The organism is Nocardioides houyundeii (genome assembly GCF_002865585.1).
Classification (GTDB): Bacteria; Actinomycetota; Actinomycetes; order Propionibacteriales; family Nocardioidaceae; genus Nocardioides; species Nocardioides houyundeii.
Genome location: NZ_CP025581.1, coordinates 1,185,974 through 1,211,593, shown reverse-complemented (window position 1 = coordinate 1,211,593; position 25,620 = coordinate 1,185,974). Strand labels below are relative to the sequence as shown.

The 25,620-nt window shown below is 71.7% G+C and carries 24 protein-coding genes, 2 tRNA genes and 2 pseudogenes; 11 read left to right on the top strand and 17 right to left on the bottom strand.

The window, feature by feature from the left end:
• The first annotated feature begins 106 nt into the window (after positions 1 to 106).
• Positions 107 to 1,387: a uracil-xanthine permease family protein gene (locus C0R66_RS05875; protein ID WP_101523909.1), complete on the top strand. Its 1,281-nt coding sequence runs from the start codon at positions 107 to 109 to the stop codon at positions 1,385 to 1,387.
• On the opposite strand, the gene C0R66_RS05870 is transcribed toward C0R66_RS05875, so the two are convergent.
• The 3 genes from C0R66_RS05870 to C0R66_RS05860 form a co-directional block, all read right to left on the bottom strand.
• A complete protein-coding gene (locus tag C0R66_RS05870; RefSeq protein ID WP_101523908.1) occupies positions 1,363 to 2,313 on the bottom strand; it encodes a hypothetical protein in 951 nt (316 codons plus the stop codon). The genes C0R66_RS05875 and C0R66_RS05870 overlap by 25 nt on opposite strands.
• 91 nt (positions 2,314 to 2,404) lie before the next feature.
• Positions 2,405 to 3,286, bottom strand: coding sequence for an NAD(P)H-hydrate dehydratase (locus C0R66_RS05865; protein ID WP_101526076.1), 882 nt, complete (start codon positions 3,284 to 3,286; stop codon positions 2,405 to 2,407).
• Positions 3,273 to 4,022: a histidine phosphatase family protein gene (locus C0R66_RS05860; protein ID WP_101523907.1), complete on the bottom strand. Its 750-nt coding sequence runs from the start codon at positions 4,020 to 4,022 to the stop codon at positions 3,273 to 3,275. The genes C0R66_RS05865 and C0R66_RS05860 overlap by 14 nt, the downstream gene beginning before the upstream one ends.
• A 325-nt stretch (positions 4,023 to 4,347) precedes the next feature.
• On the opposite strand from C0R66_RS05860, the gene C0R66_RS18605 reads away from it, so the two are divergent.
• Positions 4,348 to 5,748, top strand: a complete 1,401-nt coding sequence (locus C0R66_RS18605) for a dicarboxylate/amino acid:cation symporter (RefSeq protein WP_114422837.1) — start codon at positions 4,348 to 4,350, stop codon at positions 5,746 to 5,748.
• 187 nt (positions 5,749 to 5,935) lie between these two features.
• Here the strand turns inward: C0R66_RS18605 and C0R66_RS20080 are convergent.
• Positions 5,936 to 6,634: pseudogene (locus tag C0R66_RS20080) on the bottom strand (fatty acid desaturase family protein); the annotation flags it as partial.
• 302 nt (positions 6,635 to 6,936) lie between these two features.
• Complete coding sequence (locus C0R66_RS05850) at positions 6,937 to 7,455, bottom strand: hypothetical protein (protein WP_101523906.1); 519 nt, start codon at positions 7,453 to 7,455, stop codon at positions 6,937 to 6,939.
• 173 nt (positions 7,456 to 7,628) lie between these two features.
• Between C0R66_RS05850 and C0R66_RS05845 the strand changes: the two genes are divergently transcribed.
• A complete protein-coding gene (locus tag C0R66_RS05845; RefSeq protein WP_101523905.1) occupies positions 7,629 to 8,519 on the top strand; it encodes an SDR family oxidoreductase in 891 nt (296 codons plus the stop codon).
• A 3-nt stretch (positions 8,520 to 8,522) separates the two neighbouring features.
• On the top strand, positions 8,523 to 9,083 hold the full coding sequence (locus tag C0R66_RS05840; protein WP_101523904.1) for a carboxymuconolactone decarboxylase family protein: 561 nt from the start codon (positions 8,523 to 8,525) through the stop codon (positions 9,081 to 9,083).
• Here the strand turns inward: C0R66_RS05840 and C0R66_RS05835 are convergent.
• The 3 genes from C0R66_RS05835 to C0R66_RS05825 form a co-directional block, all read right to left on the bottom strand.
• The gene (locus C0R66_RS05835) at positions 9,060 to 10,436 is read right to left on the bottom strand and encodes a hypothetical protein (protein ID WP_101523903.1); all 1,377 of its coding nucleotides are present in this window, start codon (positions 10,434 to 10,436) and stop codon (positions 9,060 to 9,062) included. The genes C0R66_RS05840 and C0R66_RS05835 overlap by 24 nt on opposite strands.
• A complete protein-coding gene (locus C0R66_RS05830) occupies positions 10,433 to 11,368 on the bottom strand; it encodes a hypothetical protein (RefSeq protein WP_101523902.1) in 936 nt (311 codons plus the stop codon). The genes C0R66_RS05835 and C0R66_RS05830 overlap by 4 nt, the downstream gene beginning before the upstream one ends.
• 119 nt (positions 11,369 to 11,487) lie before the next feature.
• Entirely contained in the window at positions 11,488 to 11,952 is a 465-nt protein-coding gene (locus C0R66_RS05825; RefSeq protein WP_158647922.1) for a TolB-like translocation protein, read from the bottom strand.
• A gap of 240 nt (positions 11,953 to 12,192) precedes the next feature.
• Between C0R66_RS05825 and C0R66_RS05820 the strand changes: the two genes are divergently transcribed.
• A complete protein-coding gene (locus C0R66_RS05820; protein WP_158647921.1) occupies positions 12,193 to 13,746 on the top strand; it encodes an amidase family protein in 1,554 nt (517 codons plus the stop codon).
• A gap of 32 nt (positions 13,747 to 13,778) precedes the next feature.
• Positions 13,779 to 14,567: a hypothetical protein gene (locus tag C0R66_RS05815; protein ID WP_101523899.1), complete on the top strand. Its 789-nt coding sequence runs from the start codon at positions 13,779 to 13,781 to the stop codon at positions 14,565 to 14,567.
• Positions 14,568 to 14,635: 68 nt separating this feature from the next.
• Here the strand turns inward: C0R66_RS05815 and C0R66_RS19335 are convergent, their stop codons facing one another.
• Positions 14,636 to 15,178, bottom strand: a complete 543-nt coding sequence (locus C0R66_RS19335; protein WP_241901591.1) for a maleylpyruvate isomerase family mycothiol-dependent enzyme — start codon at positions 15,176 to 15,178, stop codon at positions 14,636 to 14,638.
• Positions 15,178 to 15,222, bottom strand: a pseudogene (locus tag C0R66_RS20240) (hypothetical protein); the annotation flags it as partial. The gene C0R66_RS19335 and the pseudogene C0R66_RS20240, both read right to left, overlap by 1 nt.
• Before the next feature lie 234 nt (positions 15,223 to 15,456).
• Here C0R66_RS20240 and C0R66_RS05800 point away from each other — a divergent pair.
• A tRNA-Arg gene (locus C0R66_RS05800) sits at positions 15,457 to 15,530 on the top strand.
• 74 nt (positions 15,531 to 15,604) lie between these two features.
• On the opposite strand, the gene C0R66_RS05795 is transcribed toward C0R66_RS05800, so the two are convergent.
• From C0R66_RS05795 to C0R66_RS05770, 6 genes are all read right to left on the bottom strand, one after another.
• Entirely contained in the window at positions 15,605 to 16,252 is a 648-nt protein-coding gene (locus tag C0R66_RS05795) for a fasciclin domain-containing protein (RefSeq protein WP_101523896.1), read from the bottom strand.
• 109 nt (positions 16,253 to 16,361) lie between these two features.
• Complete coding sequence (locus C0R66_RS05790) at positions 16,362 to 16,934, bottom strand: sugar O-acetyltransferase (RefSeq protein ID WP_101523895.1); 573 nt, start codon at positions 16,932 to 16,934, stop codon at positions 16,362 to 16,364.
• A 47-nt stretch (positions 16,935 to 16,981) separates the two neighbouring features.
• Complete coding sequence (locus C0R66_RS05785; protein WP_101523894.1) at positions 16,982 to 18,022, bottom strand: adenosine deaminase; 1,041 nt, start codon at positions 18,020 to 18,022, stop codon at positions 16,982 to 16,984.
• 18 nt (positions 18,023 to 18,040) lie between these two features.
• Positions 18,041 to 18,295: a hypothetical protein gene (locus C0R66_RS05780; RefSeq protein WP_101523893.1), complete on the bottom strand. Its 255-nt coding sequence runs from the start codon at positions 18,293 to 18,295 to the stop codon at positions 18,041 to 18,043.
• On the bottom strand, positions 18,295 to 19,095 hold the full coding sequence (locus C0R66_RS05775; RefSeq protein WP_101523892.1) for a DsbA family protein: 801 nt from the start codon (positions 19,093 to 19,095) through the stop codon (positions 18,295 to 18,297). The genes C0R66_RS05780 and C0R66_RS05775 overlap by 1 nt, the downstream gene beginning before the upstream one ends.
• Positions 19,049 to 19,621 (bottom strand): MauE/DoxX family redox-associated membrane protein, encoded by a 573-nt coding sequence (locus C0R66_RS05770; protein ID WP_241901590.1) that lies wholly within the window; start codon positions 19,619 to 19,621, stop codon positions 19,049 to 19,051. The genes C0R66_RS05775 and C0R66_RS05770 overlap by 47 nt, the downstream gene beginning before the upstream one ends.
• Positions 19,622 to 19,724: 103 nt before the next feature.
• Here C0R66_RS05770 and orn point away from each other — a divergent pair, with 103 nt between their 5' ends.
• Complete coding sequence (orn, locus tag C0R66_RS05765; RefSeq protein WP_101523891.1) at positions 19,725 to 20,378, top strand: oligoribonuclease; 654 nt, start codon at positions 19,725 to 19,727, stop codon at positions 20,376 to 20,378.
• Between the two features lie 44 nt (positions 20,379 to 20,422).
• Positions 20,423 to 20,498 (top strand) — tRNA-His (locus C0R66_RS05760).
• A 57-nt stretch (positions 20,499 to 20,555) separates the two neighbouring features.
• Here the strand turns inward: C0R66_RS05760 and C0R66_RS05755 are convergent.
• Positions 20,556 to 22,664 carry an ATP-binding protein gene (locus C0R66_RS05755; RefSeq protein ID WP_158647920.1) on the bottom strand — a complete coding sequence of 703 codons (2,109 nt, stop codon included), beginning with the start codon at positions 22,662 to 22,664 and terminating at the stop codon, positions 20,556 to 20,558.
• Between the two features lie 131 nt (positions 22,665 to 22,795).
• On the opposite strand from C0R66_RS05755, the gene C0R66_RS05750 reads away from it, so the two are divergent.
• Both C0R66_RS05750 and C0R66_RS05745 read left to right on the top strand, forming a co-directional pair.
• Positions 22,796 to 24,364, top strand: coding sequence for a phytoene desaturase family protein (locus tag C0R66_RS05750; RefSeq protein ID WP_101523889.1), 1,569 nt, complete (start codon positions 22,796 to 22,798; stop codon positions 24,362 to 24,364).
• 28 nt (positions 24,365 to 24,392) lie between these two features.
• A complete protein-coding gene (locus tag C0R66_RS05745; RefSeq protein ID WP_101523888.1) occupies positions 24,393 to 25,619 on the top strand; it encodes a glucose-1-phosphate adenylyltransferase family protein in 1,227 nt (408 codons plus the stop codon).
• Position 25,620: the final 1 nt, after the last annotated feature.

Genomic DNA, 25,620 nt, shown 5'->3' with positions numbered 1-25,620 from the left:
CATCGATTTTGGCCCGACGCCGGCGGGGTGCCGAGGCAGGCCCGGGTCCGGCTAGCATCCCCCCGTCGCCCCGAGGGCGGCCCTTCGCGAGCACTGAGGAGCACACGTGTCCTGGACCCTGCACGGCGACGGGCGTACCGCCTCCCCCGAGGCGATCGTCCGCCCCGAGGAACGCCTCTCCTGGCCCCGCACCATCGGGTTCGGTGGCCAGCACGTGGTGGCGATGTTCGGCGCCACCTTCCTGGTGCCGCTGATCACCGGCTTCCCGCCCACCACCACCCTGTTCTTCTCCGGCGTGGGCACCATGCTGTTCCTGCTGCTCACCCGCAACCGGGTGCCCAGCTATCTCGGCTCCTCCTTCGCCTTCATCGCCCCGATCCAGGCGTCCATGGGTGATCACGGCATGGGGGCGGCACTGTTCGGCATCATGGTCACCGGCGCCCTGCTGGCTGCCGTGGGCTTGCTGGTCACCGTCGTCGGCAGCGCCTGGATCGACGCGTTGATGCCCCCGGTGGTGACGGGGGCGATCGTGGCCCTGATCGGGTTCAACCTCGGCGGTGCGGCCACCGCCAACTTCCAGGACGACCCCCTGCTGGCCGTCGTCACCCTGCTGACCATCGTGGTGGTCTCCGTGGCGTTCCGTGGCCTGGCGGCCCGGCTGTCGATCCTGATCGGCGTCGCGGTGGGCTACGCCACGGCGCTGCTGACCGGAGAGCTGGAGCTGGATCCCGTGCGCGAGGCCGCGTGGTTCGGGTGGCCGGACTTCGCCAGCCCGGACGTCACCTGGTCGGTGGTCCCGATGTTCCTGCCCGTGGTGCTGGTGCTGATCGCCGAGAACGTCGGCCACGTGCGCAGCGTCGCCCACCTGGTCGGCGACGAGTCGATCAACGACCGGACCGGGGCGGCCCTGCTGGCCGACGGCCTGGCGACCACGCTGGCCGGCGCGGGCGGCGGCTCCGCCACCACGACGTACGGCGAGAACATCGGGGTGATGACCGCGACCCGGGTCTTCTCCACCGCGGCCTACTGGGTGGCGGGTGTGGTCGCGGTGGCGCTCAGCCTCTCGCCCAAGTTCGGCGCGGTGCTCAACACCGTCCCCGCCGGCGTCCTCGGCGGTGTCACGGTGGCGCTCTACGGGCTCATCGGCCTGATCGGCGTGAAGATCTGGATCGACAACCAGGTCGACTTCTCCCTGCCCTCCAACCAGTACCCGGCAGCGGTGGCGCTCATCTTCGGCATCGGCGACCTCACCCTGAACGCCGGGAACATGACCTTCACCGGCATCGCGCTCGGCACCATCGCCGCGGTGGTGCTGCACCACGGCATGCGGGCGATCGAGCGGGCCCGCAGGACCGCGCCCGCTCAGCGCCCCGCGCGCAAGCGGTAGGTCCCGGGACCGACGCGCTCCACGTCGTCGAAGGCCGCGATGCCGCGGCCGCGCACGTCGGCGCACATGTGGCTGGTGAGCATGGTGCGCACCGTCGCCGCGGCGAAGCGGCTCCCCCGGGCGCTCAGGTCCGCGACCACCTCCTCGACGCCGAAGGTGTCCTGGTCGGAGGCGGCAAGGATGCGCCGTACCGCGTCCAGGATGTCGGCCCGCGCCGTGCCTCTCGGGGACTCGGGCGGCTCGTCCCGGCGCCGTGGTCCGACCTCGCCCAGCTCGGCTTCACCCCCGGGCGGCGGAGCACCGGGGGTCTCCACCTCGAGGGCGAACAGCGCCAGCTCTCCGTGCACGGCGAGCACGTCGGTGCAGGTGGCGACCACGGGCAGCTGCCACGGGGCGCGGCCGACGGCCCGCTGGGCGGCAGCCGGCAGCCACTCCAACGCGCCGCGCTCCACCACCAGTCGGCGGCCCACCTCGCTGGGCCAGACCAGGGAGTGCCGGTCCGCGGCGCTGGCGAGGTGGCTCATGGTGCGCGCGCTGATCACCTGCACCACCCACCGGCGACGAGCCGGCACGCAGCCCAGCCGCATCACGTCGCCCAGCAGCTCGCCCATCGGCACCGCGGCCGGCCGCGAGTCGGTGCGGGCGGCCGAGTACCGCAGCTGCACGACCACCCCGGAGAGCCCGTCGACGACCAGGTCCGCCACCCCCTGGCGCAGGACGGGCTCGGGGACGTCCGCGGTGACCCGGGACGGGTCGACCCCCGCGTCCCCGAGCGCCACGACGGCGCTGAGCCGCAGGGCGTCCTCGGTGAGCAGGTGACCACGTCCGGCCCGCCAGTGCGCGGACAGGGCGACGGCCACCTCTGCCCACACGGGTGACCAGAGCTCCGGGGTGTCCCTCGCGAGCTGGGTCGCGGTCCTCGCCACCGGGTCTCCTTCGCGCTCGCCCCTCGTGGACCCGCAACGATTCCACGGATGCGCCCCCGGCGCGGCCGGATCGCCAAGGTCCGGCGGCGCCTCAGCCCAGCTCGGAGAGCACTCGAGGCACTTCGCCCAGCAGCTCTCCCGCCAGGTAGCCCACCTGTCCCACCGTGGCAGCGAGCCGCTCGCCGGTGCGGGCGTGCAGGTAGGCGCCCCACACTGCGGCCTGCGCGGGGTCGGCTCCCCTGGCCAGCAGCCCGGTGACGATCCCGGCCTGCACGTCGCCGGAGCCGGAGACGCCCAGGCCCGGCCCGCCTCCCTCGATCAGCCAGGCGCGGCCGTCCGGAGCGACCACGTGCTTGCGCTCCCCGCCGAACAGGACCACGACCCGGGACCGGCGGGCCACCGCCGTCGCCGCGGCCCACGGGTCCTCCTCGACCTCGTCGACCTCGCAGCCGGCGACGTGGGCCATCTCGGTGGGGTTGAGCGTGGCCACCACGCGGCCTTCGAGGCGGTGCAGCCCCTCGGGGTGGTGCGTCAGGTACGCCGACCCCAGGGCGTCGATGGTGACCGGCAGGTCCAGGTCCGGCACGAGTGCCTCGATCAGCTCGGTGGCGAGGTCGGGATCGCCGCACCCGCTGCCCAGGAGCAGCGCGTCCGCGGCCTGTGCCCACTCCCCCAGGGACTCGGCTCCGGAGACCGCGATCTCCCCCGCCCCGGTCTGCGGCAGGGCCCGCACCGCCGCCTCGGGGACGGCGACGCCCAGGGCCGGGCAGGTGTCGGCGACGGTGGCCAGCACCAGCTTGCCCGCGCCCGCCCGCAGCGCCGCGGTGCCGGCCAGCAGCACCGCCCCGGGAGTGGCCGCGCTGCCGCCGGCCACCAGGACCTGTCCGCGAGATTGCTTGCTGTCACCGGGCGCCGGCAGGGGCCAGTCCCGCAGCACCGCCGGCGTGACGACGACCGGGTCAGGCCTGCTCATCGCCACGCCCTCCCTGGGAGGGTTCCCGGGTCACCGCGGCCTCGGCCTTGTCCACGGCAGTGGTGTCGGCGAAGTCGACGAGCTCGAGGTGGTCCCCGCTGCGCCGGTAGGTGGTCACCGAGGCGTTGGGGATCTGGATCTTCCGGTCGAGCTCGAGGAGGTCCTGCTCAGCGACCTCCTCCAGCACGTAGCGGAAGCTCATGATCACTGCCTGGTGGGAGAACAACCAGACCCGGGCGCCGTCGTACCCCTCGCGCAGGTCGGTGAGCAGGCTGCGGATGCGCAGCACCACGTCTGCCCAGCTCTCACCGCTGGGCGGCTGGTAGTAGAACTTCCCGAGCTTCTCGCGACGCTCGGCCTCCTCGGGGTGGCGAGCCCTGATCCCGACACCGGTCATCCCGTCGAAGATCCCCAGGTCCCGCTCGCGCAGCCGCTCGTCGAGGACCAGGTCCGTCCCGAGACCGTCCAGTGCCAGCCGTGCGGTCTCCGCGGCCCGGCGGTACGGCGAGGCGATCACCACGTCGGGCAGCTCGGCCCCGCCCTCGCGGAGCCAGGCGTTGACGGCCCTGGCCTGGGCGTGGCCGGTGTCGGAGAGCTCGACGTCGGCGTCGCGGGCGTCCAGGTCGAGGTACTCCGCCCCGGACTCGCGGGCCTGGAGGTCTGCGTGGTTGCCCACGCTCTCGCCGTGACGCACCAGCACCAGCTCGGAGGGTCCGCTGCTCCAGCGCGGCCTCACAGCTCGTGCCTCGTCGTGACGTGCTGGTTCATCAGGTCCTCCTCGTCGTTGTCTGCCGGTGTACCCCGCCGGTGCGCCCTCGATGCGCCCGCGATGCACCACGGAGCCTGATCGGGAATGAACCGGCGGGTCGATGCGGTTCTGCTCTTCGTGCGACTACTCACCACGAGCGAAGGCGACCTGTTGACGCGTCGCCTCGCCGTCGACCTGCAGCGCACCCAGAGCTCCCGTTGTCGGTCCTGACACTCCCCTCGTCCCCGACCCCGGAGCCGACGGTGTGGCCACGCGCCTGCCGCCCGGCCGCAGCGAAAGGCAGCACCTCTCCATGAGCTCCACCACCACCTCGACGCCCGCCCGGCGTCGCTGGCTCCCCTCGTTCGGCGTCCAGGTCCTGATCGGGCTGGTCCTCGGCGTCGTGCTCGGGCTGGTCGCCCGGTCCATGGGCGCGGACGGCGTCGACGCCGCCACCGGCGAGCCGGACCCCAACTGGCTGACCGAGACGCTCACCCAGATCGGCAGCATCTTCGTCACCCTGCTGCGCACCATCGTCCCGCCGCTGGTCTTCCTGGCCATCGTGGCCTCGATCGCCAACCTGCGCGACGTCACCGGAGCGGCTCGGCTGGCGTGGAAGACGCTGGCCTGGTTCGCGGCCACCGCGCTGATCGCGGTGGGCATCGGCATCGCCCTCGGGCTGATCATCCAGCCGGGGAACAACACCAGCGTCTCCGCCGAGGCCGCCGCCGCGCCGTCGAGCAGCGGGTCCTGGCTGGACTTCCTGACCGGCCTGGTCCCGGCCAACGCCCTCGGCCTGGAGGCCAGCGCGGGCTCCGACGGCTCCGTGGGGTTGTCGTTCAACGTGCTCCAGATCCTGGTGGTGGCCATCGCGGTCGGTGTCGCCACCCTCAAGGTGGGTGACGCCGCCGAGCCGTTCCTGGCCATCGTCCGCTCCGCCCTGCTGGTGGTCCAGAAGGTGCTGTGGTGGGTGATCCTGCTGGCCCCGATCGCCACGGTCGGACTGCTGGGCAAGGCGGTGGCCACCTACGGCTGGGACGCCCTGGGCTCCCTGGGCAGCTTCACCGTCGCCATCTACCTCGGTCTCGCCCTGGTCCTGTTCGTGGTCTACCCGGTGCTGCTGCGCACCAACGGCCTGTCGGTCAAGCAGTTCTTCTCCGGCGCCTGGCCCGCGATCTCGCTGGCCTTCGTCTCCCGCTCCTCGGTCGGCACCATGCCGGTGACCCAGCGAGTGACCGAGCGCAACCTGGGGGTGCCCAAGGCCTACGCGTCGTTCGCGGTGCCGCTGGGGGCGACCACGAAGATGGACGGCTGCGCCTCGATCTATCCCGCAGTCTCGGCGATCTTCGTGGCCCAGTTCTTCGGGCTGGACCTCGCCCTGACCGACTACGCGCTGATCGCGTTCGTGGCGGTCATCGGCTCCGCGGCCACCGCGGGCGTGACCGGCGCGACGGTGATGCTGACCCTGACGCTCTCCACCCTCGGCCTGCCCCTGGAGGGCGTCGGCCTGCTGCTGGCGATCGACCCGATCCTGGACATGGGCCGCACGGCCACCAACGTGGCCGGCCAGGCCCTGGTGCCGGCACTGGTCGCCAAGCGCGAGGGGATCCTGGACCTGGCTGCCTACAACGCCTCGCGAGCCGGCAAGGCGTGGCAGGACGAGGACCCCGCCGAGGTGCTCGACCCGACCGGGGACGCGAAGGCCGCGGCCTGAGCCCGTCGACCGAACAGCTTGGCCACCTGTGAGGGGCGTTGCGCACGGTCGTCTCCTCCAGCCAGCCGTTGGGCAGCGAGAGGCGCAGCACCTTGTGCCAGGCGCTGCCGACCTGGCGCACCAGGGGCCGGGAGTTGTAGGAGAGCCCGTAGCGCTGGAAGAGGTCGCGCACCTGCGGCGCGATCTCGGCGTAGCGGTTGCTGGGCAGGTCCGGGAAGAGGTGGTGCTCGATCTGGTGAGACAGGTTGCCGCACATCACGTGGGTCAGCGGAGACCCCGAGATGTTGGCGGAGCCCAGCATCTGCCGCAGGTACCACTCGCCGCGGGTCTCGTCCTGGTCCAGCGCGGGCTGCTCGAACGTCTCGACCCCCTCGGGGAAGTGGCCACACATGATGACCGAGTGGCTCCACACGTTGCGGACCACCCCGGCGGTGGCGTTGGCCGTGAGGGTGGACTTCCAGGACCGCCCCGAGAGCGCCGGGAAGACGACGTAGTCCTTCGCCGCCTGCCGACCGATCTGCTTCAGCGTCTCCTTGACCCGGTCGCGCAGCTCGGGGGTGAAGCCCCGCTTCTGGCGGAGGTGCTCACCGAACTCCACGTCGTACATCGCGATGCCGTACTCGAAGATCAGGGCGTTGGCCATGTTCCACAGCGGCTGGATCAGGAAGCGGGGCCGCCACTCCTGGTCCTCGTCGACACGCATGATGCCGTAGCCGAGGTCGTTGTCCTTGCCGACGATGTTGGTGAACCGGTGGTGCTGGACGTTGTGCGCCTCCTTCCACTGCGAGGGCGGGGACGCGTGGTCCCACTGCCAGGTGGAGGAGTGGATCTTGGGGTCCCGCATCCAGTCCCACTGACCGTGCAGGACGTTGTGGCCGATCTCCATGTTGTCCAGGATCTTGGACAAGGACAGGCAGGCGGTGCCCAGCAGCCAGGCGGACCGGCGCTTGCTGCCCGCGAGCAGCACCAGGCGGCCAGCGAGCTCGAGCTTGCGGCGTACGTCGATCATGCGCCGGATGTAGGCCGCGTCGGACTCGCCTCGGCTCTCCAGCACCGACGCCCGGAGCTCGTCGAGCTCTCGGCCGATGGCCTCGATGTCGTCCGCGGTCAGATGTGCGATCTGGCTGGCGGGCTTCTTCTCGATGACGGTCACGGTATGGCTGTGCCCCCTTTCAGGCCACGGCAAGCCTACTGGGAACTACTAAACGGATTCGGTACCCAGGACCGGCCGTCCCGCGACTCCAGGCGGACGATCACCTCGACCAGTCCGCTGTCCGGCAGGACGTGCTGGCTGACCGTGGCCCGGTAGCCGTCCGCCTGGCCGTGGGCGCCGCAGTTGCGCGGGTTCAGGCCTCCCACGAGCCTCACCGCACCGCTCCCGGGACAGTTCTCGTCCAGGCTCATGTCCCATCCGGCCCGGTCCAGGAGCGCGTCCAGGTCCAGGGGCGCCACCGGGCCGGGCACCGTCCAGCGCGTCCAGGCGCTGGGGCAGCCGCCTGCGCTCAGGCACACCTTGCGGGCCGGCTGGCGGGACTGCGCGACCACGGTCCACTCGCGCGGTGCCTCGAACCGGCTCATGGCCTGGTCGAACCGGCTGGTCTCGCGATCGTTGGAGACCCACACCCACACGCAGGCAAACACCAGGGCGAGGAGCAGCCCGAGCATCAGCCGTCGCCCCCGCGGGGCGAACAGTGTCTCGTCCGTCATCAGCGCGTCCCTCCGAACACCCCCGTCCCGAGCCGTCCTCCGACGTTAGTGGCCGCCGCTCGATGTGAGAGAAAAGTTCATCAGTTGCGGGTACGCCGAAGACCAGCCCAGCCGCCCTGGCCCCGGCCCGCGCGCCGGGACCACCGTGCTGCCGGCTCTGCCAGACTCCGACGATGGGACTCAGAACACGCCGCCTGCGTGACCTCGACAACCGCAAGGTGTTCATCACCGGCGGCGCCAGCGGCATCGGGCGGGCCACGGCCCGGGCCGCCGCGGCCCAGGGTGCGGTGCTCCACCTGACCGACGTGGATGCCGCTGGCCTGCACCGGACCGCCGAGGAGATCCGCGCCGCTGGCGGCACGGTCGCGCACGCCGCTGCCGCGGACATCGCCGACTATGACGCCGTGCGCGGGCTGGCGGGCGAGGTGACCGCGACCTCAGGCACCATGGACGTGGTGATGAACATCGCCGGCATCTCGACCTGGGGCACCGTGCAGAGCCTGGAGCACCAGCACTGGCGGCGGCTGGTCGAGGTCAACCTGATGGGTCCGGTCCACGTCATCGAGACCCTGGTGCCGCCGATGATCGAGGCCGGTCGCGGCGGGCACCTGGTCAACGTGTCCTCGGCCGCGGGGATCATCGGGATGCCCTGGCACGCGGCGTACAGCGCGAGCAAGTTCGGGCTGCGGGGCGTCTCGGAGGTGCTGCGCTTCGACCTGGCCCGGCACGGCATCGGCGTCAGCCTGGTCTGCCCCGGCGGGGTCGCGACGCCGCTCACCGAGACCGTCACCATCGCCGGGGTGGACAAGGCGAGCGAGAGGTTCGAGCGGCTGCACCACAGGTTCCGGGCCCGGGCCGTCACCGCCGAGCAGGCCGCGGAGTCGATCCTGACCGGCGTACGTCGCAACCGCTACTGGGTCTACACCTCCCCCGACATCCGGTTCATCCACCTGGTGCAGCGCCTCTTCCCGCCCGGCTACCTGCTGGCGATGAAGGCGATGAGCGCCGGGGCCAACCGCGCGCTGCCCGAGGTCGGCCGTGCCCGCCGTCCGCGGGAGGCGTGAGCGATGCTTCCGAGCAGCCCCACCGACCGGCGGCCGCGCGTCGCCCCGGGCGGCTGGCGCGAGGTCGGACCGGTGGTCACCGGGTTCGCCCGGATAGCGGGCCGGGTCGCCGGCACCGAGCCGCCGGCACTCTTCCTCACCCTCGGTCGCAACCGACGGCTCTTCTGGGGATGGCTGCACTTCGCGGGTCGGCTGATGCCCGGCGGTCGCCTACCGCGCCGCGAGACCGAGCTGGTGATCCTGCGGGTGGCGACGCTGACCGGCTGCGACTACGAGTTCACCCACCACGCCCGGCTCGGCGCGCGTGCCGGGATCGGCCCCGTCGAGCTCGAGCGGGTCGTCGCCGGGCCGGAGGCCGAGGGCTGGACCGGGCGCGAGCGACTGCTGCTCACCGTCACCGACGAGCTGCACCACGACCGGGACCTGTGCGACGCCACGTGGACCCGGCTGCGTGCCGAGCTGGACGAACGCACCTGCCTGGAGGTGCTGCTGCTGGTCGGGCACTACGAGATGCTGGCCACCACGCTCACCGCCCTGCGGCTACCGCCCGACCGGGAGCGTTGAGCCCGCCAGCTCGCGGCGTCGCCCACTACTGCAGCAGCTCCTCGACGTTCTCCAGGACTGCCACAGCTGGACCGTTCTGACTCTCGAGCCCCACCACGAGGCCGGACTCGTTGGCCAGGACCGAGGTGGCGGCCATGGGCCGACTGACCGGGACGTCGACGGAGCTCCACTCCACGCCGTCGGCCGAGAGCCACACCACGGCCCGCGCCTGCTGGCCGCCGTACACCCCGCCGGGGCGGCGAAGCCCTGGTCCATCGACACGATGGTGCCGACGTTGTCCTCGGTGCCGCCGATCTCGACGCTCGTGAACTCCTCGCCGTCGGTGGTGGACCAGGTGGCGTCCCGACCGGCTGCGGTGCCCTGGAAGAGCACCACGTCGTCGGTGCCGGCGCATGAGTCGAGTCCGGTGACTCCTGCACCCAGACCCTGGATGTCGAGCCGCTTCCAGCCGCCCTCACCGCGGCGGAAGGCCACCGGCCGGACGCCCTTGGTCGGGTCCTCGACCCCGCCGACGGCCACCAGGTCGCCGCCGGGCAGCACACAGGTGCCGTTCAACCAGGAGTCGCTGGAGCGGTCCACGTCGAAGGGACCCTTGGCGCGCTTCCACGACACCCCGTTCCGCGACGTCCACAGTGCGCCGTAGCTGTGGTCGCTGGCGACGAAGCTGGCCCGGTCGACACCGGTCACGACCCACTCGCCGTCGTGGATGCTCGCCTCGCCGAGGAACTCCGTGCGAGGACCGGCCAGCCCGCGCGCGGGCTTCCACTTCTTCGCCCCGGCAGCGCGGAACCAGCCGGTGACGTCGGACTCGTCGACCACCCCGGAGACGTCGGAGGGCCTGATCTGCTCCGACGCGACGAACGCGTTGCCCTCCTCGTCGGTGACCGCCGCCATGCCCGAGGTGCCCGCGACCTGGGCCGGCTGCCAGTCAGCGGACTCCAGGACGTCGTCTGCCAGCGAGAACGGGGTCAGGCTCGTGGTCCTCGTCCACCCGTCGCCGGAGGAGAGCTCGACCTCGGAGCGGGATCCGACCAGCGCCGTCTCCTCGCCCAGCTGGGCGATGGTCTCCCAGCCGTCGACCTTGGGCAGGGCGCCGGTCTCCCCCAGGGTGCTCCAGGCTCCCTTCGCGCTGAGCTTGCCGCTCTGCAGGAGCCCGTTCCACGAGCGCACGGCCACGACCTCGCGTCCGTCCGCCACGACCAGTGGCGAGCCCCCTGGGGTGCGCCACGACGGCAGGTCGCCGAACCGCGACCACCGCCCGGCGGGCGAGCGCCGGAGCACGACCGAGAAGAGCTTCTCCTCGTCGCTCAGGGCGGCGAACACGGTGCCGCCGCCCGCGCTGGGCGCGTTCACCCAGCTCGCCCAGCCCGCGTGGTGGCCAGGGAAGGCGGGCAGCGCCTCGGTCTTCCACGAGGTCCCGTCCTTGGAGAACCAGGCAGCGGGCAGGTACTCCCCCCGTTGAGGGAGTAGCCGGTGGCCACGAACCCGTTCTTCACCGCCACCATCCCGTTGAGGACGGCCTCGGTGCCGGGCAGCGCCTTCGACGTCGACCAGGTGGCTCCACCGTCGACGGAGACCAGCGCCTGGGTCTCCCCTCCCCCGTCCTCGCGCTCGACCGCGGTCAGCACGACGAGGCCACGGTCGGAGGCCTCCGCCTCGATGATCCCGGCAAGCCTCCCCTCGGCCGGCGCCGGCAGGTCCACCACCTCGCCGGTCTCGACGAGGACCGCGATCGGCGACTCGTCCTCGTCCATGCCGACCGCGACCACGCCGCCCTCGGGCTGCCCCGCGATGGCGCTCAGCACGATGCCACGCTCGTTCACCTCGCCGGGGAGCTCGACCTGCGACCAGGTCTGGCGGTCGGCGGAGGACTGCAGGAACGGCTCGGACCTTCCCTCGTACCAACGGCCTCCGAGGGCGTACGTCGTCTCCCCCACCGCGGCGAGGTCGCCGATGGACGCATCGCCCTCGCCGACCTCCAGGACCTGCCCGGTGTGAGGTCCGACCCCGTCGGCTGGCCACACGGTCGCTGCCGCAGGCGCATCCGGCGCGGCGACCTGCCCGGCGACCAGGGCGGACAGACCTCCGGACCCGGCGAGCGAGGATCCGACGGACACGCGCGGCTCCGCAGGCGCCGCTGCCGTGGTGTCGATCTCGCGCCACGCCGCCTTGACGTCCCCGACGCTGTCGTTCTGGGCCTCGGGTTCGTCCGAGGAACCTTGCGTGCAGGCGGAGAGGCTGAGGACGGTGACGGCGGCAATGGCCAGCCGGCTACGACGAGGCATGGGACGGGTGCTCCGATCAGGCGGGGCGGGTGTCGGCCGAGTCCGACGGGGCGGAGGCATCCTGCCCGCACCCGCGGCGGGTAAACGTGGAGCCCAACAGACGAGAGCGCTGCCACCCGTCACCACATCGGGTAGTCGACCAACCTGCTCGGGGGGTCCGCGGGTCGCTCGCACGCCCCGGTCGAGACCTCACAGCGCACCAGCGCCTGCGGCACCCGGCTGTCTCCAGCATCGGGGTCGTCGCCGGCCGGCACCCAGACGAGCACCTCGGTCGGCGACTCCCAGCCGATGACGTTCGGGGAGGAGTCCGCCGCGAGGCCGAGCCGGAGCAGCTGCCCGGTCGCCACGTTCTTCGCCCACAGCGCGTGCGCGGCCTCCTTGTGCCTGCTTCGGCCGTCCTCCTGGCCGACATAGACGAACCTCCTGCCGTCCGGGGACCACCCGCCCCGCTGCTCGACGGGGACGCGCCCTTGGCGATGGGCCACACCGTCTCGACCGACGCTGGCGTAGACGCCGGGCGTGTAGAAGATGTCCCGGGGTTCTGGCTCCGTGCCCAGCGCCTCACGGGTGTGACGCGTCGGCACGCACGAAAGTCAGACGATCCGCAGACTGAGCTGTGCGGTCTGCGACTTGCCCCCGGGAGACCGTCACCGGCCAGCAACCGCCGCGGGTCTCGACGTGCATCGGTTACGGAGCCTCGCTGGGCAACACACCCGCAACACGAACGTCACGCGCACCTCACCAGCCAGGGGGCTCACCCGGGCACAGTGAGCGGCTCCAGCTCTCGGCGATGGCCGGGGGCGTGCCCCTTGAGGAGATTCAGCGTGCTGTCTCGGACACGACTGATCAATGCCGTGGTGGTCACGGCCACTGCCGCCCTCGTCGCGACTCCGACCGTGGGCTCGGCCCACGGTCCGCGATCCAAGCCCTTCGTCCTCGAGGAAGCGACCGTCGCCTCCATCCACCAGGCGTTCAAGTCGGGCAGCCTGACGTGCTCCCAGCTCGTCGACGGCTACCTGACGCGGATCCAGGCGTACGAGAACCAAGGGCCCGCGATCAACTCGCTCATCACGGTGGCGGTGGACGCCAAGGCGCAGGCGCGGGCCCTCGACGTCAAGTACCGCAAGTCCAGGGGCAAGGTGGGACCGCTGCACTGCATCCCGGTGATCCTCAAGGACAACATCGACACCAAGGACATGCCGACCACGGCGGGGTCCAAGACTCTCCTCTCCCCCCTACCAGCCCGGGACTCGACGATCGCGCGCAAGTTCCGCGAGGACGGTGCCCTCATCCTCGGCAAGGGCAACCTGGACGAGTGGGCCCACGGAGGCCGGGCGGGGTACAGCTCAGCTGGAGGACAGACCCTCAACCCGTACGACTTGTCCCGCTCCCCCTCCGGGTCGTCCGGCGGGCCGGCGGCTGCGATCGCGGCCAACTTCGCCGTGCTCTCGATCGGAAGCGACACCCTGGGCTCGATCAGGGGACCGGTCAACGCCGAGTCGCTCGCGGGGGTGCGTCCGACCAAGGGACTGGTCAGCCGCGCGGGCATCGTGCCGTTCTCCTCGACCTTCGACGCGGCAGGTCCCATGACCCGCACCGTCACCGACAGCGCGCTCGTGCTCAACACCTTGGCCGGCTACGACCCCGGCGACCCGGCCACCAGGGCGAGCCGCGGAAGGATTCCCCGCGACTACACCTCGTCGCTGCGCAAGAACGCCTTCCGGGGCGCGCGCATCGGAGTCCTGCGCAACTACGTCACCGACGCCACCGATCCCATGATGGACGCGGCCGTGCGGACCATGCGTCGCTTGGGCGCCACGGTCGTCGACGATCTCGAGGTGCCGGCCGACGCCCTTGCGTTGCGTGCCAGCTCCTACGCGCTTATCTCCGAGACCGAGTTCAGGACCGAGCTGGGCGAGTACCTGGCGGCGTTCCGACCCGGTGCCTCCGTCTCCTCCCACCAGGAGGTCTACGAGGCCAGCTCCCAGCCGGGGTTCGGGATGGCTCCGGAGGTCCTGACCCGCCTCGCAAGCGAGGCGCAGCGTGGTGGCAAGGACGACCCGGCGTACGTGAAGGCCGCCGCGGAGGCTCCGGCGCAGATGCGGTCGGCGCTCGACGCGCTTCTTCGCGAGAACGACCTCGACGCACTGGTCCGTCCGACCGACGGGGGCAGCGACCTGTCCGCGTTCTCCGGCTACCCGGACGTGCTGGTCCAAGGGGGCGTCGCGACCGACGGGACGTCAGCAGGCCTGGCGTTCCTCGCCGAGGCGTTCACCGAGCCGCGGCTGCTCGGCTACGCCTACGCCTACGAGCAGGAGGTCGACGCTCGCCTGCTTCCCGCTCACACGCCGCCGATCCCCGCCGACTGGTGGCGCTGAGTCCGTGCCCCCGGTTCGCCTAGGGTCATCGCGTGACCTCGACCCACCCCCTCCCGCACGCGCAGTACCTCCAGCTGCTCGACCTCCACGGACGCGCCGCGCTGGACGTCCTGGGTGCGCTGGAGCCCGGCGCCTCCGTGCCTCCGAACGGTGCGGAGGCGCTCGGCTACGCGAGGGAGCACCTGGCGACGCTCCAGGTCTGGGCGTGGCTCCTCGCCCACCCCGAGACCGACTGGCGCGCCTACGAAGGGGGCCCGCCGCCGACGGCGTACGGCGACGTGCTGGCCTCGATCGATCGGCAGCGCGACCAGCTGGTCCGGCTGCTCGTGGACTCCGGGCCGGACCTGGAGCTCGACTACTTCGGCCGGCCGGGAACGTCTCACGACGTGGCGCGCCTGCTGGCCCACGAGGCGATCAGCGTGGCTTGCGCGACCAACGAAGCTCGCGGCACTGCCGCGCCGCCCCTGCACCCCGACGTAGCGTCGGACTGCGTCGACCGGGCCCTGGCGCACTGGAGCGAGCCCGGCGCCGACGTCGTCTGGCACCCCGCGCCCGCTCACCTCGTGGCCGCGGACACCGGACGGTCGTGGTGGGTGCGGTTCAGCGAGGACCGGGAGGTGGGCGCCATCGCCCCCGGTTCGCCGGGACCCGTGGCGCTCACGCTGGCCGACGACTCCGACTCGCTGCTGCGGTGGCTCGAGGGATACCGCGGCACCAGCCCTCAGATCGAGGGCGACACCGCCACCCTGCGGGCCTTGCGAGTCGCCCTCGGGCATCGGGTCGAGCCGGCACCCAGCCGTCGGTGGTGGCGGCGGGGCTAGGAGCAGCGCACCCGGCGTACGCCGTCACAGGCCGGGAGCAGCGCCCGGGGTTACCCGCAGCCCGGCGATCACCCTGAGATCCTGCCGGACAGGGTGAGCAGCCCCGCACCGGTCAGGTCGGGGAGGGCAGCCGAGCGCCCGGAGAGCGCCATCGCGATCGCCTCGCTGCTCCCGCGCACCTCTGCTCCCTGCCCGTGGGTCCACTCCTGGTCGGTGGTCAGGAAGCGGAGTCCAGCCAGGCGATCGGGCGGCACCAGTCCTCGTCTGGCGGGCTTGGAGACCAGGAAGTCCAGCGCGAGTCGCCAGGCCGCCGGCTCCGGGTTGACGTCGAGACCGAGGGGTCGGGCGGCGTCACGCAGGTGGATGCAGGTGTCCGTCATCGGGCCGAGCGCCCCGACGACCGGAGGCTTGAGCCGACTGCTCGCCCTGCTGCGCAGCTGCTCGACGAGCTCCTCGGTCGGACGCTGGGCCGCCTCCCGGGCCGTCTCGTCGACCATCCGGTCCAGGTCGAGCCGGTACTTCCACAGGGAGCGGAGCAGGAAGCCGACCGTGAACCCGCCCTCGGGGGCACCAGGTGGGCGGCGACCTCCCGGACGGTCCACCCCGCGCACAGGCTCGGCGTACGCCACTGCTCGGCGTCGAGGTGGGCGAACATCTCGGCCGCAAGAAGTCGGTTGGCCGTGGCGAAGCCGTAGACCTGTTCGTCGTCGGGACCAGCCGCACTCATGGCTGTCAGCGTATCGAGCGACAGCGGAACGGGAAGCGGGCCGCACACGGCAACCCGGGCAGCCAGGTCGACGCTGCCCTAGACTCCTGGCCAAGGCCGGAAGCTCATGGAACGACCGTCGGGTTATCCCGATGTTTATTCCGATGGGAACCCCGACCCCCCGCCTCCGTAGCTCAGCTGGATAGAGCAGCGGCCTTCTAATCCGCCGGTCACAGGTTCGAATCCTGTCGGGGGCGCACCTGTCCCGCACTGGGACGTACGACGAGGCCGGACCCGTGAAGGGTCCGGCCTCGACGTCATGTCATCCCGCTCAGAGGTCGAGCGGGCGCAGCACCAGGAAGATGCCGTGCGCGATCTGCTTGTTGCCCTTGTTGATGTCCAGCGCGGTCGGGTCGAGGAACGGGTCGACGTCGTTGCGGTCGTTGTCCTTGAGGCGGACGATCTTGAACCTGGGGAACACGACGTCGACGGTCACGGACGCACCCTGAGCCGTGGTGAGCGCGGCGTTGTCGGAGCGCAGCGCCGTTCCGGAGTCGATCGTGGCGCCGGGCACCACGTGGTAGAGCAGCACCTGCTCGATGGCGTCCACGCCCACGGCGTCCACCAGGGTGTTGAAGACGTCGCTCTCGGACCCGAACTGCCACTTGCGGGTCAGGTCCTTGGCGAGCAGCCGGAAGGACAGGTCGTTGGGCACGAACGCCGTCAGCGCGACGTCCCCGTCGGCCAGGACGCTGACCGGGCTGTCCGGCTTGGCGGCGAGGACCGCGAGCACGGCCTCGGTGAGGATGTCGTAGTCGCCGGCGTTGCGGTCGAACTGGTTGCCGTCCGAGGTGAGCACCTCGGCCAGGCTCCGGTTGCCGAGCGGCTGGTCGCCCGGGGCGGCCTGGGCCGGCACCGCGGCGACGGTTCCGAGCAGTGCGGTGGTCAGCAGCGTTGCTGCGACGGTACGGATCTTCATGGAGTTCCTCCCTGTGTCGAGGGCCGCCCGATGCGCCCTCCTACGCGAGTGGTTCGACGGCAGCGAGGAGTACGGATTGGGCCCAAAATTGGGGAAGTCTCCGGGTCGATCAGAGGTGACGGATCACCTTCGCGGGCTGGCCCACCGCCAGCACCCCGGCCGGCAGGTCGCTGACCACCACGGCGCCGGCGCCGACCACCGTGTTGTCGCCGATGGTCACGCCGGGACAGACGATGACGCCCCCGCCCAGCCACACGTTGTCGCCGATGGTGATCGGGGCCGCGCTCTCCCACTTGTCCTTGCGCTGCTGGGCGTCCAGCGGGTGCGTGGGGGTCAGCAGCTGCACGTGCGGACCGATCTGCACGTCGGCCCCGATGGTGATCGGGGCGACGTCCAGGGCGGTCAGGCCGAAGTTGACGAAGGTGCGGGGCCCGATGCTGATCCGGTCGCCGTGGTCGACGTACACCGGGGAGCGCACCTCCACCTCCTCCCCCACCTCGCCGAGCAGCTCCTCCAGCAGGCCTCGCCGGCCCGCCGCATCGGTCGGGTCGCACGCGTTGTAGGCAGCCATCCGCTGCTGCGCCGCGGCAGTCATCGCGGCGATCTCGCTGTCGGTCACGTACGGCTGGCCGGCGAGCATCCGCTCACGCATGGTCCGCAGGTCGGGGAGGTCGTTGCTCATGGCGCTCACGGTACGGCGTACGGCGGGGGCGGCCGACCAGAGGACGCCTAGGCTCCGGCGGTCGCGCTGACCAGGTGGTCGTCGATCTCCGCGAGCACCCGGGCCCGGACGTCCTCGGGGGCGAAGGAGGCCAGCACCGCGGCGCGCGCGAGCTCGGCCACCCCCGCCTCGTCCAGGTCCAGCAGGTCGGCGGCGATCTCGTACTCCCGGTTCAGCGTGGTGCCGAACATCGGCGGGTCGTCGGAGTTGATGCTGAACCGGATGCCGGCGTCGCGGAAGGCGGTGATCGGGTGCTCGGCCAGCGAGGCCACCGCGCGGGTGGCGATGTTGGAGCTCGGGCAGACCTCCAGCGGGATCCCGGTCTCGGCCAGGAACGCCAGCAGCTCGGGGTCCTGGGCGGCGGTCGTGCCGTGCCCGATGCGGTCGGCGCCGAGCAGCCGGATCGCGTCCCACACCGTCTCGGGACCGGTCGTCTCGCCGGCGTGCGGGACCGACCTGAGGCCGGCGGCCCGGGCGGCGTCGAAGTGCGGCTGGAACTGCGGCCGGGGTACGCCGATCTCAGGGCCGCCGAGCCCGAAGCCCACCAGTCCCGCGGGGGCGTGGTCCAGGGCGAAGCGCAGCGTCTCCTCCGCCGCCGGCAGTCCCGCCTCACCCGGGATGTCGTAGATCCACCGCAGCACCAGGCCGAAGTCGCGCTCGGCCGCCACCCGTGCATCCTCGATGGCCTCGGTGTAGGCCTCGACGGGCATCCCCCGGTCGGCCTCGTGCGGCCGCACCGAGGTGTACGGCGTGCACGTGAGCTCGGCGTACCGCACCTGCTGACCCTGGGCCATCTCGCGCGCCACCTCGTAGGTGAGCAGGCGGACGTCCTCCGGGGTCCGGATCAGGTCGACCACGGCGAGGTAGACCTCGATGAAGTGGGCGAAGTCGCGGAACTCGTAGAACCCCCGGAGCCCGGCGGGGTCGCTGGGCACGGTGCCCGGGTGACGTGCGGCGAGCTCGCCCACGATGCGCTCCGAGGCGGAGCCGACGTGGTGGACGTGCAGCTCCGCCTTGGGCAGGCCGGCGATGAAGGAGGAGAGGCTCACCCGGCGGAGTCTGGCACGTCAGTGGAAGTACAGCCCGACGGCCAGCGGCAGCAGGGCCGTCACCAGCCAGGGGGTGAGGATCGGCAGCTCGTTGAGCACCCGTGTCCCGGCGATCGCCAGGGCCGAGATGATCACCGCGATGGCGGTCAGGACCGGGAAGGCCTCGGGGTTCTTCACGGTGAGCGCCAGGATCACCAGCCCTCCGGCGAAGTGGGCGGCGGTGGTCAGGATCAGCGCCGACATCACCCACTTCTGGACGCGTTCGACCTGCATCAGCCGATCGCCGACATGATGTTCGCCAGCACTTGGTTGTAGTCGGCACCCTCGACGTCCTTGCCGTCGAGCCGGATCGTCGGCGTGCCATCGACGTCGTTGTCCTCCAGCGCGTTCGTGGTCGCGTTCTCCACCCAGTACTCGAACTTCATGTCCTCGATCCCGGGACGGACCTTCGACTCCTCGGCGCCGGCCTCGACGGCCTTCTCCACCAGCCAGTCGGCACCGGGCTTGTCACCGCTCTCGGAGGGCTGGTCGGCGAAGAGCTCGTCGTGGAACTTCTTGGCGACCTCGGGGCCGTAGGCGTCCAGCACCACCGCGAAGGCGTTCGCGGCCTCCTTGGAGTAGTCGCCGTACTGGCCGAGGAGCTCGAAGGGCAGGTACTTCACGTAGACCTTGCCGTCCTCGGCGGCCTGCGCCAGGGTCTCGTTCGACAGGGACTCGAAGCCACCGCAGGCCGGGCAGAGGAAGTCCTCGTAGATCTCCAGCGTGTGCGGGGCCTCGGGGTCACCGATCGCCAGGGCGTAGTCGTCCACCGCGTTCGCCGGCGGCTCCGCGTCGGCGCGCTTGTCGCTCTCGTTCATCTGCCACAGGGTGATCCCGCCGATGACCAGCAGCACTGCCACGACGACCGCGGCGATGCCGAGCCGCTCCTTGCGCTTGCGTGCCTTCTCCCGGGCCGCGAGTGCGGCGGCGGCACGCTCCTTGCGGTCCTGGCGGGAGGCGCGCTTGGCCGCGGCGGCTTCGCGCTCCTCAGCTCGGGCGCCCGGTGAGTTCTTCTTGGGGGTGTTCTTCGCCATCGTCGTTCCTTTCGGGGTCTCGCCCAGCGGGCGAGAAGATCAGGTTGTCCAGGGCCAGCCGGGAGCGCGGACGCACCACGAGCCAGAGCGAGGCCAGCAGGAGTGCGGCGTCGCGGGCCAGCTCCAGGGGGTACGCCGAGGAGGCACCCTCCTTGGCCCCTCCTCCGCCGAAGCAGCCGCAGTCGATCTCGATGCCGCGCACCCACACCGACACGATGCCGATCACGAACGCCACGAACAGGCCTGCGGAGACGGCCGCGCTCAGGCGGGTGAGAGCACCCAGCACCAGGCACGCACCGACGACGACCTCGAGAGTCGGCAGCAGGTGACCGACCGTCGGCACGACCGACTCGGGGAGGATCTCGTAGGCGCGCAGGGCCCGGACGCTCTCCCAGGGCTCGGCGATCTTGAGCCCACCGGCCACCAGCCACACGCCGCCGGTGACCAGCCGCAGGAGGGTGCCGAACCACGGCCACCAACCGTTGGTCCTCCCACCGTTCCTCAGGGTCGTCCGCAGCCACTCCACACCCAGCACCCTAGGCCCGAAGCCTGAATCAGAACTGAATCCCCCACCCTCTGCGAGGTGAGCATGGCCACGCTCTCGGGACCGCGCAGTAGTGTGACCGTTCGTGAACGAGAGACTGGTGTGGATCGACTGCGAGATGACCGGGCTGGACCTGCGGGCCGACGCCCTGATCGAGGTGGCCGCCCTGGTGACCGACTTCGATCTCAACGTGCTCGGTGAGGGCGTCGACGTCGTCATCAAGCCCCCGCCGGAGGCGCTGGAGCAGATGATCGACTTCGTCCGCTCCATGCACGAGACCTCCGGGCTGCTGCTGGAGCTGGACGGCGGCATGGCGATGGCCGAGGCCGAGGAGCAGGTGCTGGCCTACATCCGCGAGCACTGCCCCGACGGCAGCCGTCCCCCGCTCGCCGGCAACACGGTCGCCACCGACCGTGCCTTCCTGGCCCGGGACATGCCGCTGCTCGAGGGCTTCCTGCACTACCGCAACGTGGATGTCTCCTCCATCAAGGAGCTGTCCCGCCGCTGGTACCCGCGCGCCTACTTCGCCTCCCCGGCCAAGCGCGGCAACCACCGCGCCCTGGCCGACATCCAGGAGAGCATCGAGGAGCTGCGCTACTACCGCGAGGCCGTGTTCGTGCCGCAGCCCGGCCCGGACACCGCCAAGGCGCGCGAGATCGCGGCCCGCCACGCGGGCACGTTGACGGGTCTGCACGCGGAGCAGGCCGAGACTGTCCCCGATTCCGACCAGCCGAGCTGATACCGCTACACTTTCCTCGGCCCCGGCAGTGTCGGGGCCTCATGGTGGGCGTAGCTCAGCTGGTAGAGCGCCGCGTTGTGGTCGCGGATGTCGCGGGTTCAAGTCCCGTCGTTCACCCCATGCGAAAAAGCCCCTGACCTGCACAGATGCGGGTCAGGGGCTTTCTCGTTCTCCAGCTCAGGAGGCGAGGACGTCGCCGGGCTCGTCGTCGTACGTCGACTCGCCCAGCACGGCCAGCTGGTCCTGGACGCCCACCGGCTCCTGGCCCTCCAGCGGCAGCCGCACCCGGAAGGTGGAGCCGACCCCCTCGCCCGACTCCACGTCGATGCGCCCGCCGTGGGTCTCCACGATGGCCCGCGCGATGGAGAGCCCCAGACCGCTGCCCTGGATGGCCCGTTCGTGGGCCACGCTGGAGCGGAAGAACCGGTCGAAGAGCTTGGTCTGGTCGCATGACGGGATGCCGATGCCGGTGTCGCGTACGGCGACCACCGCGGTCCCGCCCTCGACCGAGAGGGTGAGGTCGACCTTGCCCAGCCGGTCGGTGAACTTGGCGGCGTTGCCCAGCAGGTTGACCAGCACCCGGCCCAGCCGCTCCTCGTCGCCCACCACGAAGACCTCCTCGTCGGGCACCGTGCAGGAGAACTCGATGCCGGCGGCCTGCAGGCCCGGCGCCATCTCCTCGTGCGCACCGGTGACCACGTCGCGCAGGTCCAGCTGGCAGGTGGCGACCGCGAGGCTGCCGTCCTGGATGCGGGACAGGGTCAGGAGGTCGTCGATCAGGGAGAGCAGCCGGCGGCTGTTGCCCTTGACCCGGCCCAGCGCCTGCACCTGACCCTGCTGCATGGGCCCGAAGCCGCCCTCCTCGAGCATCTCCAGATAGCCCAGGATGCTGGTGATGGGGGTGCGCAGCTCGTGGCTCACCCCGGAGACGAAGGCGTCCTTGACCTGGTCGATCTCGCGCAGGTTCTCCACCGCGAGGCGTTCCGCGGCCAGCGCGTCCTCCAGGGCGCGGGCCTGCTGCACGCGGCGGGTGACGTCCTCGCCGGTGCCGACGAAGCCGATGGCCCGCCCGGAGGCGTCCACCATCCGGGAGATGCTGAGCTGGAGGGTGCGGACGCTGCCGTCCTTGCGGATGAACTCCACGTCGAAGCCGGCGTACTTGGGGTTCGCCAGCTCCAGGGCCACCAGGTCGAAGCGCGGCTGGATGCCCAGCTTGGCGGCCAGGCGCTCGATCTCGGCCTGGGAGTGGAACATCGAGGGCTGCCGGCCGATCACCTCTTCGGCGCAGTAGCCCAGGACGGACTGGGCGCCGGGGTTGAACATGTCGATGTGTCCGGTGCGGTCGGTGCCGATGATCGCGATGCCGGAGGCGCTCTGCACCAGCTGCTGCACCTTGGCCTGCTCGCGACGAGCCTGCCAGCTCTCCCGGCGCTGCACCCCGACGGCGAGGGCGAAGGGGATGGCGGTGAGGGCGCACGCGATGACGAAGAACCCGACGCCGGCGCCGAGCAGCTCCGAGCGCGTCGAGGTGGTGTCGGCGTCGGTCGCGAAGGGACCCAAGCCCTGGATGGTCATCGAGTGGGCGATGGTGCCCACCACCATGAGCTGGACGATGGTCTCCCGCATCGGCGCCCGCAGCGCCGACCAGCCGAGGAACGGGATGATCGCGAACGCGATGCTGGGACCGAGGTCCAGCGGGGAGAACGCGACCAGCGTGTAGAGCACTGTCAGCACCCACTGCAGGATGCGCTCGCTCAGCGGCGCCACCCCGGGGAACCGAGGCCGCCCCATGAAGTGCGGCAGCAGCACCAGGTAGGAGGCGAAGTGCGGCAGGAACACCGCCGGGAAGACCACCTCGGGGGTGCTCACCTGCAGGGGCTCGCTGAAGGCCGTGATGAGCAGCGCGGAGAGCAGCGCCGCGAGGAAGCCTCCGGTGATGAAGTACGTCAGGTCCCGCTCGGTCAGCAGCGCCGGGCGGTGGGTCCCGCCGCGGGTCACGGCCGTGGCCGCGACCCACGCTCCGGCGCAGGCGCCCACGGACCAGGCCAGCGCCACCAGGAGCTCCCGGCCGTTGGCCATGTAGAGCCCCGTGCTGAGCGCCAGGACGAGCACGGCCATGACCGGCCACGCCCGGCGGCGGGTGCACACGAAGATCCCGGCGATCAGCCCGACCGGGAAGGCCTCGACGACGCGGGCCTGGTTGGGCTGCACCCACAGCACGTAGTAGCCGACGACGGCGAACAGCACGAGCAGCAGGGCAAGGCCCATGGGCCTACGTCGATTCACCCGCGCCTCCTCTGTCCTGACTGGTCTCCCGGGCTGATGTTCGGACCCTAAACTGGCCGGTATCGGTCGGGAATGGAATCACCCGTCTGGTCACCGATCGGGTGACATAGGTTGACCGAGTGACCAATTCGATGACTAGAAATGACTACGACGTCGTCGTGGTCGGCGGCGGTCACAACGGCCTGGTGGCGGCGGCGTACCTGGCCCGGGCCGGGCTCTCGGTGCTGGTGCTGGAGCGGCTGGCCCACACCGGCGGCGCCGCGATCTCCACCCAGACGTTCCCCGGCCAGCCCGCCCGGCTCTCGCGCTACTCCTACCTGGTCAGCCTGATGCCGGAGCAGCTGATCTCCGACCTGGAGCTCGACATCCGCCTGGTCTCGCGCGACACCGCCTCGTGGACGCCGTACCGCCGGGACGGGCGCAGCTCGGGGCTGCTGGTGGAGCGTCCCGAGGGCGAGGCGACCCGGGCGTCGTTCCGCGAGCTGACCGGCGGCGACGACGAGTACGCCGCCTGGCAGCAGTTCTACGGCGAGGTCGGCGAGCTCACCCGGGCCCTGGCGCCGACCCTGCTCCAGCCGCTGCCCCTGGAGCGCGAGATCGCCGCCGGCGTCGACCCGCAGCTGTGGCAGGACCTGGTCACCACTCCCCTGGGCGCCGCCATCGAGCGCCGCTTCTCCGACGACACCGTGCGCGGGGTCGTGGCCACCGACGCCCTGATCGGCACGTTCGCCTCGTTGCACGACGAGTCGCTGATCCAGAACCGCTGCTTCCTCTACCACCTGCTCGGCAACGGCACCGGCGAGTGGCGGGTGCCGGTGGGCGGCATGGGCGCGGTCACCGACGCGCTGGCTCGGGCGGCCTCCGAGGCCGGCGCGCAGATCCTCGGCGGCGCCGGGGTGAGCGGCATCGCCGCCGGCGCTCAGGGCGCCGAGGTCACCTGGCACGACGGGCAGCGCGAGCACACCGTCACCTGCCGCCGGGTGCTGTCCGGAGTCGCGCCCTGGGTCTTGAGCATCCTGCTCGGCGAGGACCACGACGAGGTGATGAAGCCCGTCGGCTCGCAGCTCAAGATCAACCTGCTGCTCAAGCGCCTGCCGGCGCTGAGGTCCGGCGCCGACCCGGCACAGGCGTTCGCCGGGACCCTGCACCTGTCCGAGGACCTCAGCAAGCTCGAGGCGGCGTACGCCGAGGCGGCCGCGGGACGCCTGCCCTCGGTGCTGCCCGGCGAGGTCTACTGCCACTCCCTCACCGACCCCTCGGTCCTGGGCGAGCTGGCCGGGACCGGAGCGCACACCCTGACCTACTTCGGGCTGCACACCCCCGAGCCGCTGTTCGCCGCCGACCCCGAGGCGACCCGCGCCCTGGCGGTGGAGCGAGCGCTGGCCTCGCTCAACGAGCACCTGGCCGAGCCGATCGAGTCGTGCCTGCTCACCGACGCCGAGGGGCGGCCGTGCCTGGAGGCGAAGATCCCCCAGGACCTGGAGGCCGACCTGGCGATGCCCGGCGGGCACATCTTCCACGGGGACCTGGAGTGGCCCTGGGCGTCCAACCGCTCGCGGCTCGACGACCCGGGCCAGCGCTGGGGGGTGGCCACCGACGTGGAGTCGGTGCTGCTGTGCGGGTCGGGGGCGCGCCGCGGCGGCGCCGTCTCCGGCCTGGGCGGGCACAACGCGGCGCAGGCGGTGCTGGAGTCGCTGTGATCCTTGGGGCGCCCCCTACGGTTGGTTCATGAGACAAGACGTGCTCGCGGTGGTGCAGGCAGGCGGCCAGGGGTCGCGGATGGACGTGCTGACCCGGGAGCGCGCCAAGCCCGCGCTGCCGTACGCCGGGTCGCACCGGCTCATCGACTTCGCGCTGAGCAGCATGGTGCACTCGGGGCTGCGGGACGTCTGGGTGTCCCTGGAATACCAGGTGGCCTCCATCGACGAGTACCTCTCCGGCGGGCGGCCGTGGGACCTCGACGCCAATCGGCGCGGGTTTCGCCGGATCGTGCCGCAGACCGGCAGCGGGCCGGCCTCGGAGGACGGGTTCGCCTTCGGCAACGGCGACCTGCTGCTGCGGATGGCCCACGACCTGGAGGGCCGTGCCGCCCGGACGCTGGTGGTGACCAGCGCGGACCACATCTTCAACGCCGACCTGCGCGAGGCGATCGCCGAGCACCAGTCCTCGGGCGCGGCGGTGACGGTGATGACCGCGGAGGTGACCAAGAAGGAGGCCTCCCACAACGTCGTCATCGAGGCCGGCTCCGACGGCCAGATCACGGGGGTCGCCGAAAAGCCAGCACGACCCACGACCGGCGTGGTGGCCACCGAGGTGATCCTCTACGAGACCGCACCGCTGCTCGAGCAGCTCTTCGTGCTCCGGGCGAAGCTGGCGGGGCGCAGCGACGACGCGGACAGCGGCATCGGCGACTTCGGCGAGCATCTCCTGCCGGCGCTGGTGGCGGCCGGAGCGGCGCGCGCCGCTCCCCTGCCGGGCTACTGGCGGGATCTGGGGCGCCCCGATGCCTACCTCCAGGGGCACCGGGACCTGCTGGCCGGCGAGGTCGACGTCTTCGACCACCCGGACCGCCCGGTGCTGACCCACTGGCCCGACAGGTGGGCCTCCCGGATCCGCCCGGGCGCCCGGGTCGAGGACAGCCTGCTCGCCCCCGGAGTCGACGTCGCCGGCACGGTACGCCGCAGCGTGCTCGGGCCCGGCGTGCTCGTGGAGGCCGGGGCGGTCGTGGAGGACTGCGTGCTGTTCGCCGACACCGTCGTACGCCGCGGCGCCACGGTCAGCACCTCGATCGTGGACGAACGGGCGGAGATCGAGTCCGACGCCCGCGTCGGCGAGCTGCCGTCCGCCCGCCTGGCGCGCGACGAGGACCTGGTCCTGCTCGGCGTCGACACCCGCGTCGGCCAGGGCGTCCGGGTCGACCCCGGGGCCCGGCTGGAGCCCGGCGGGACCGCCTGAG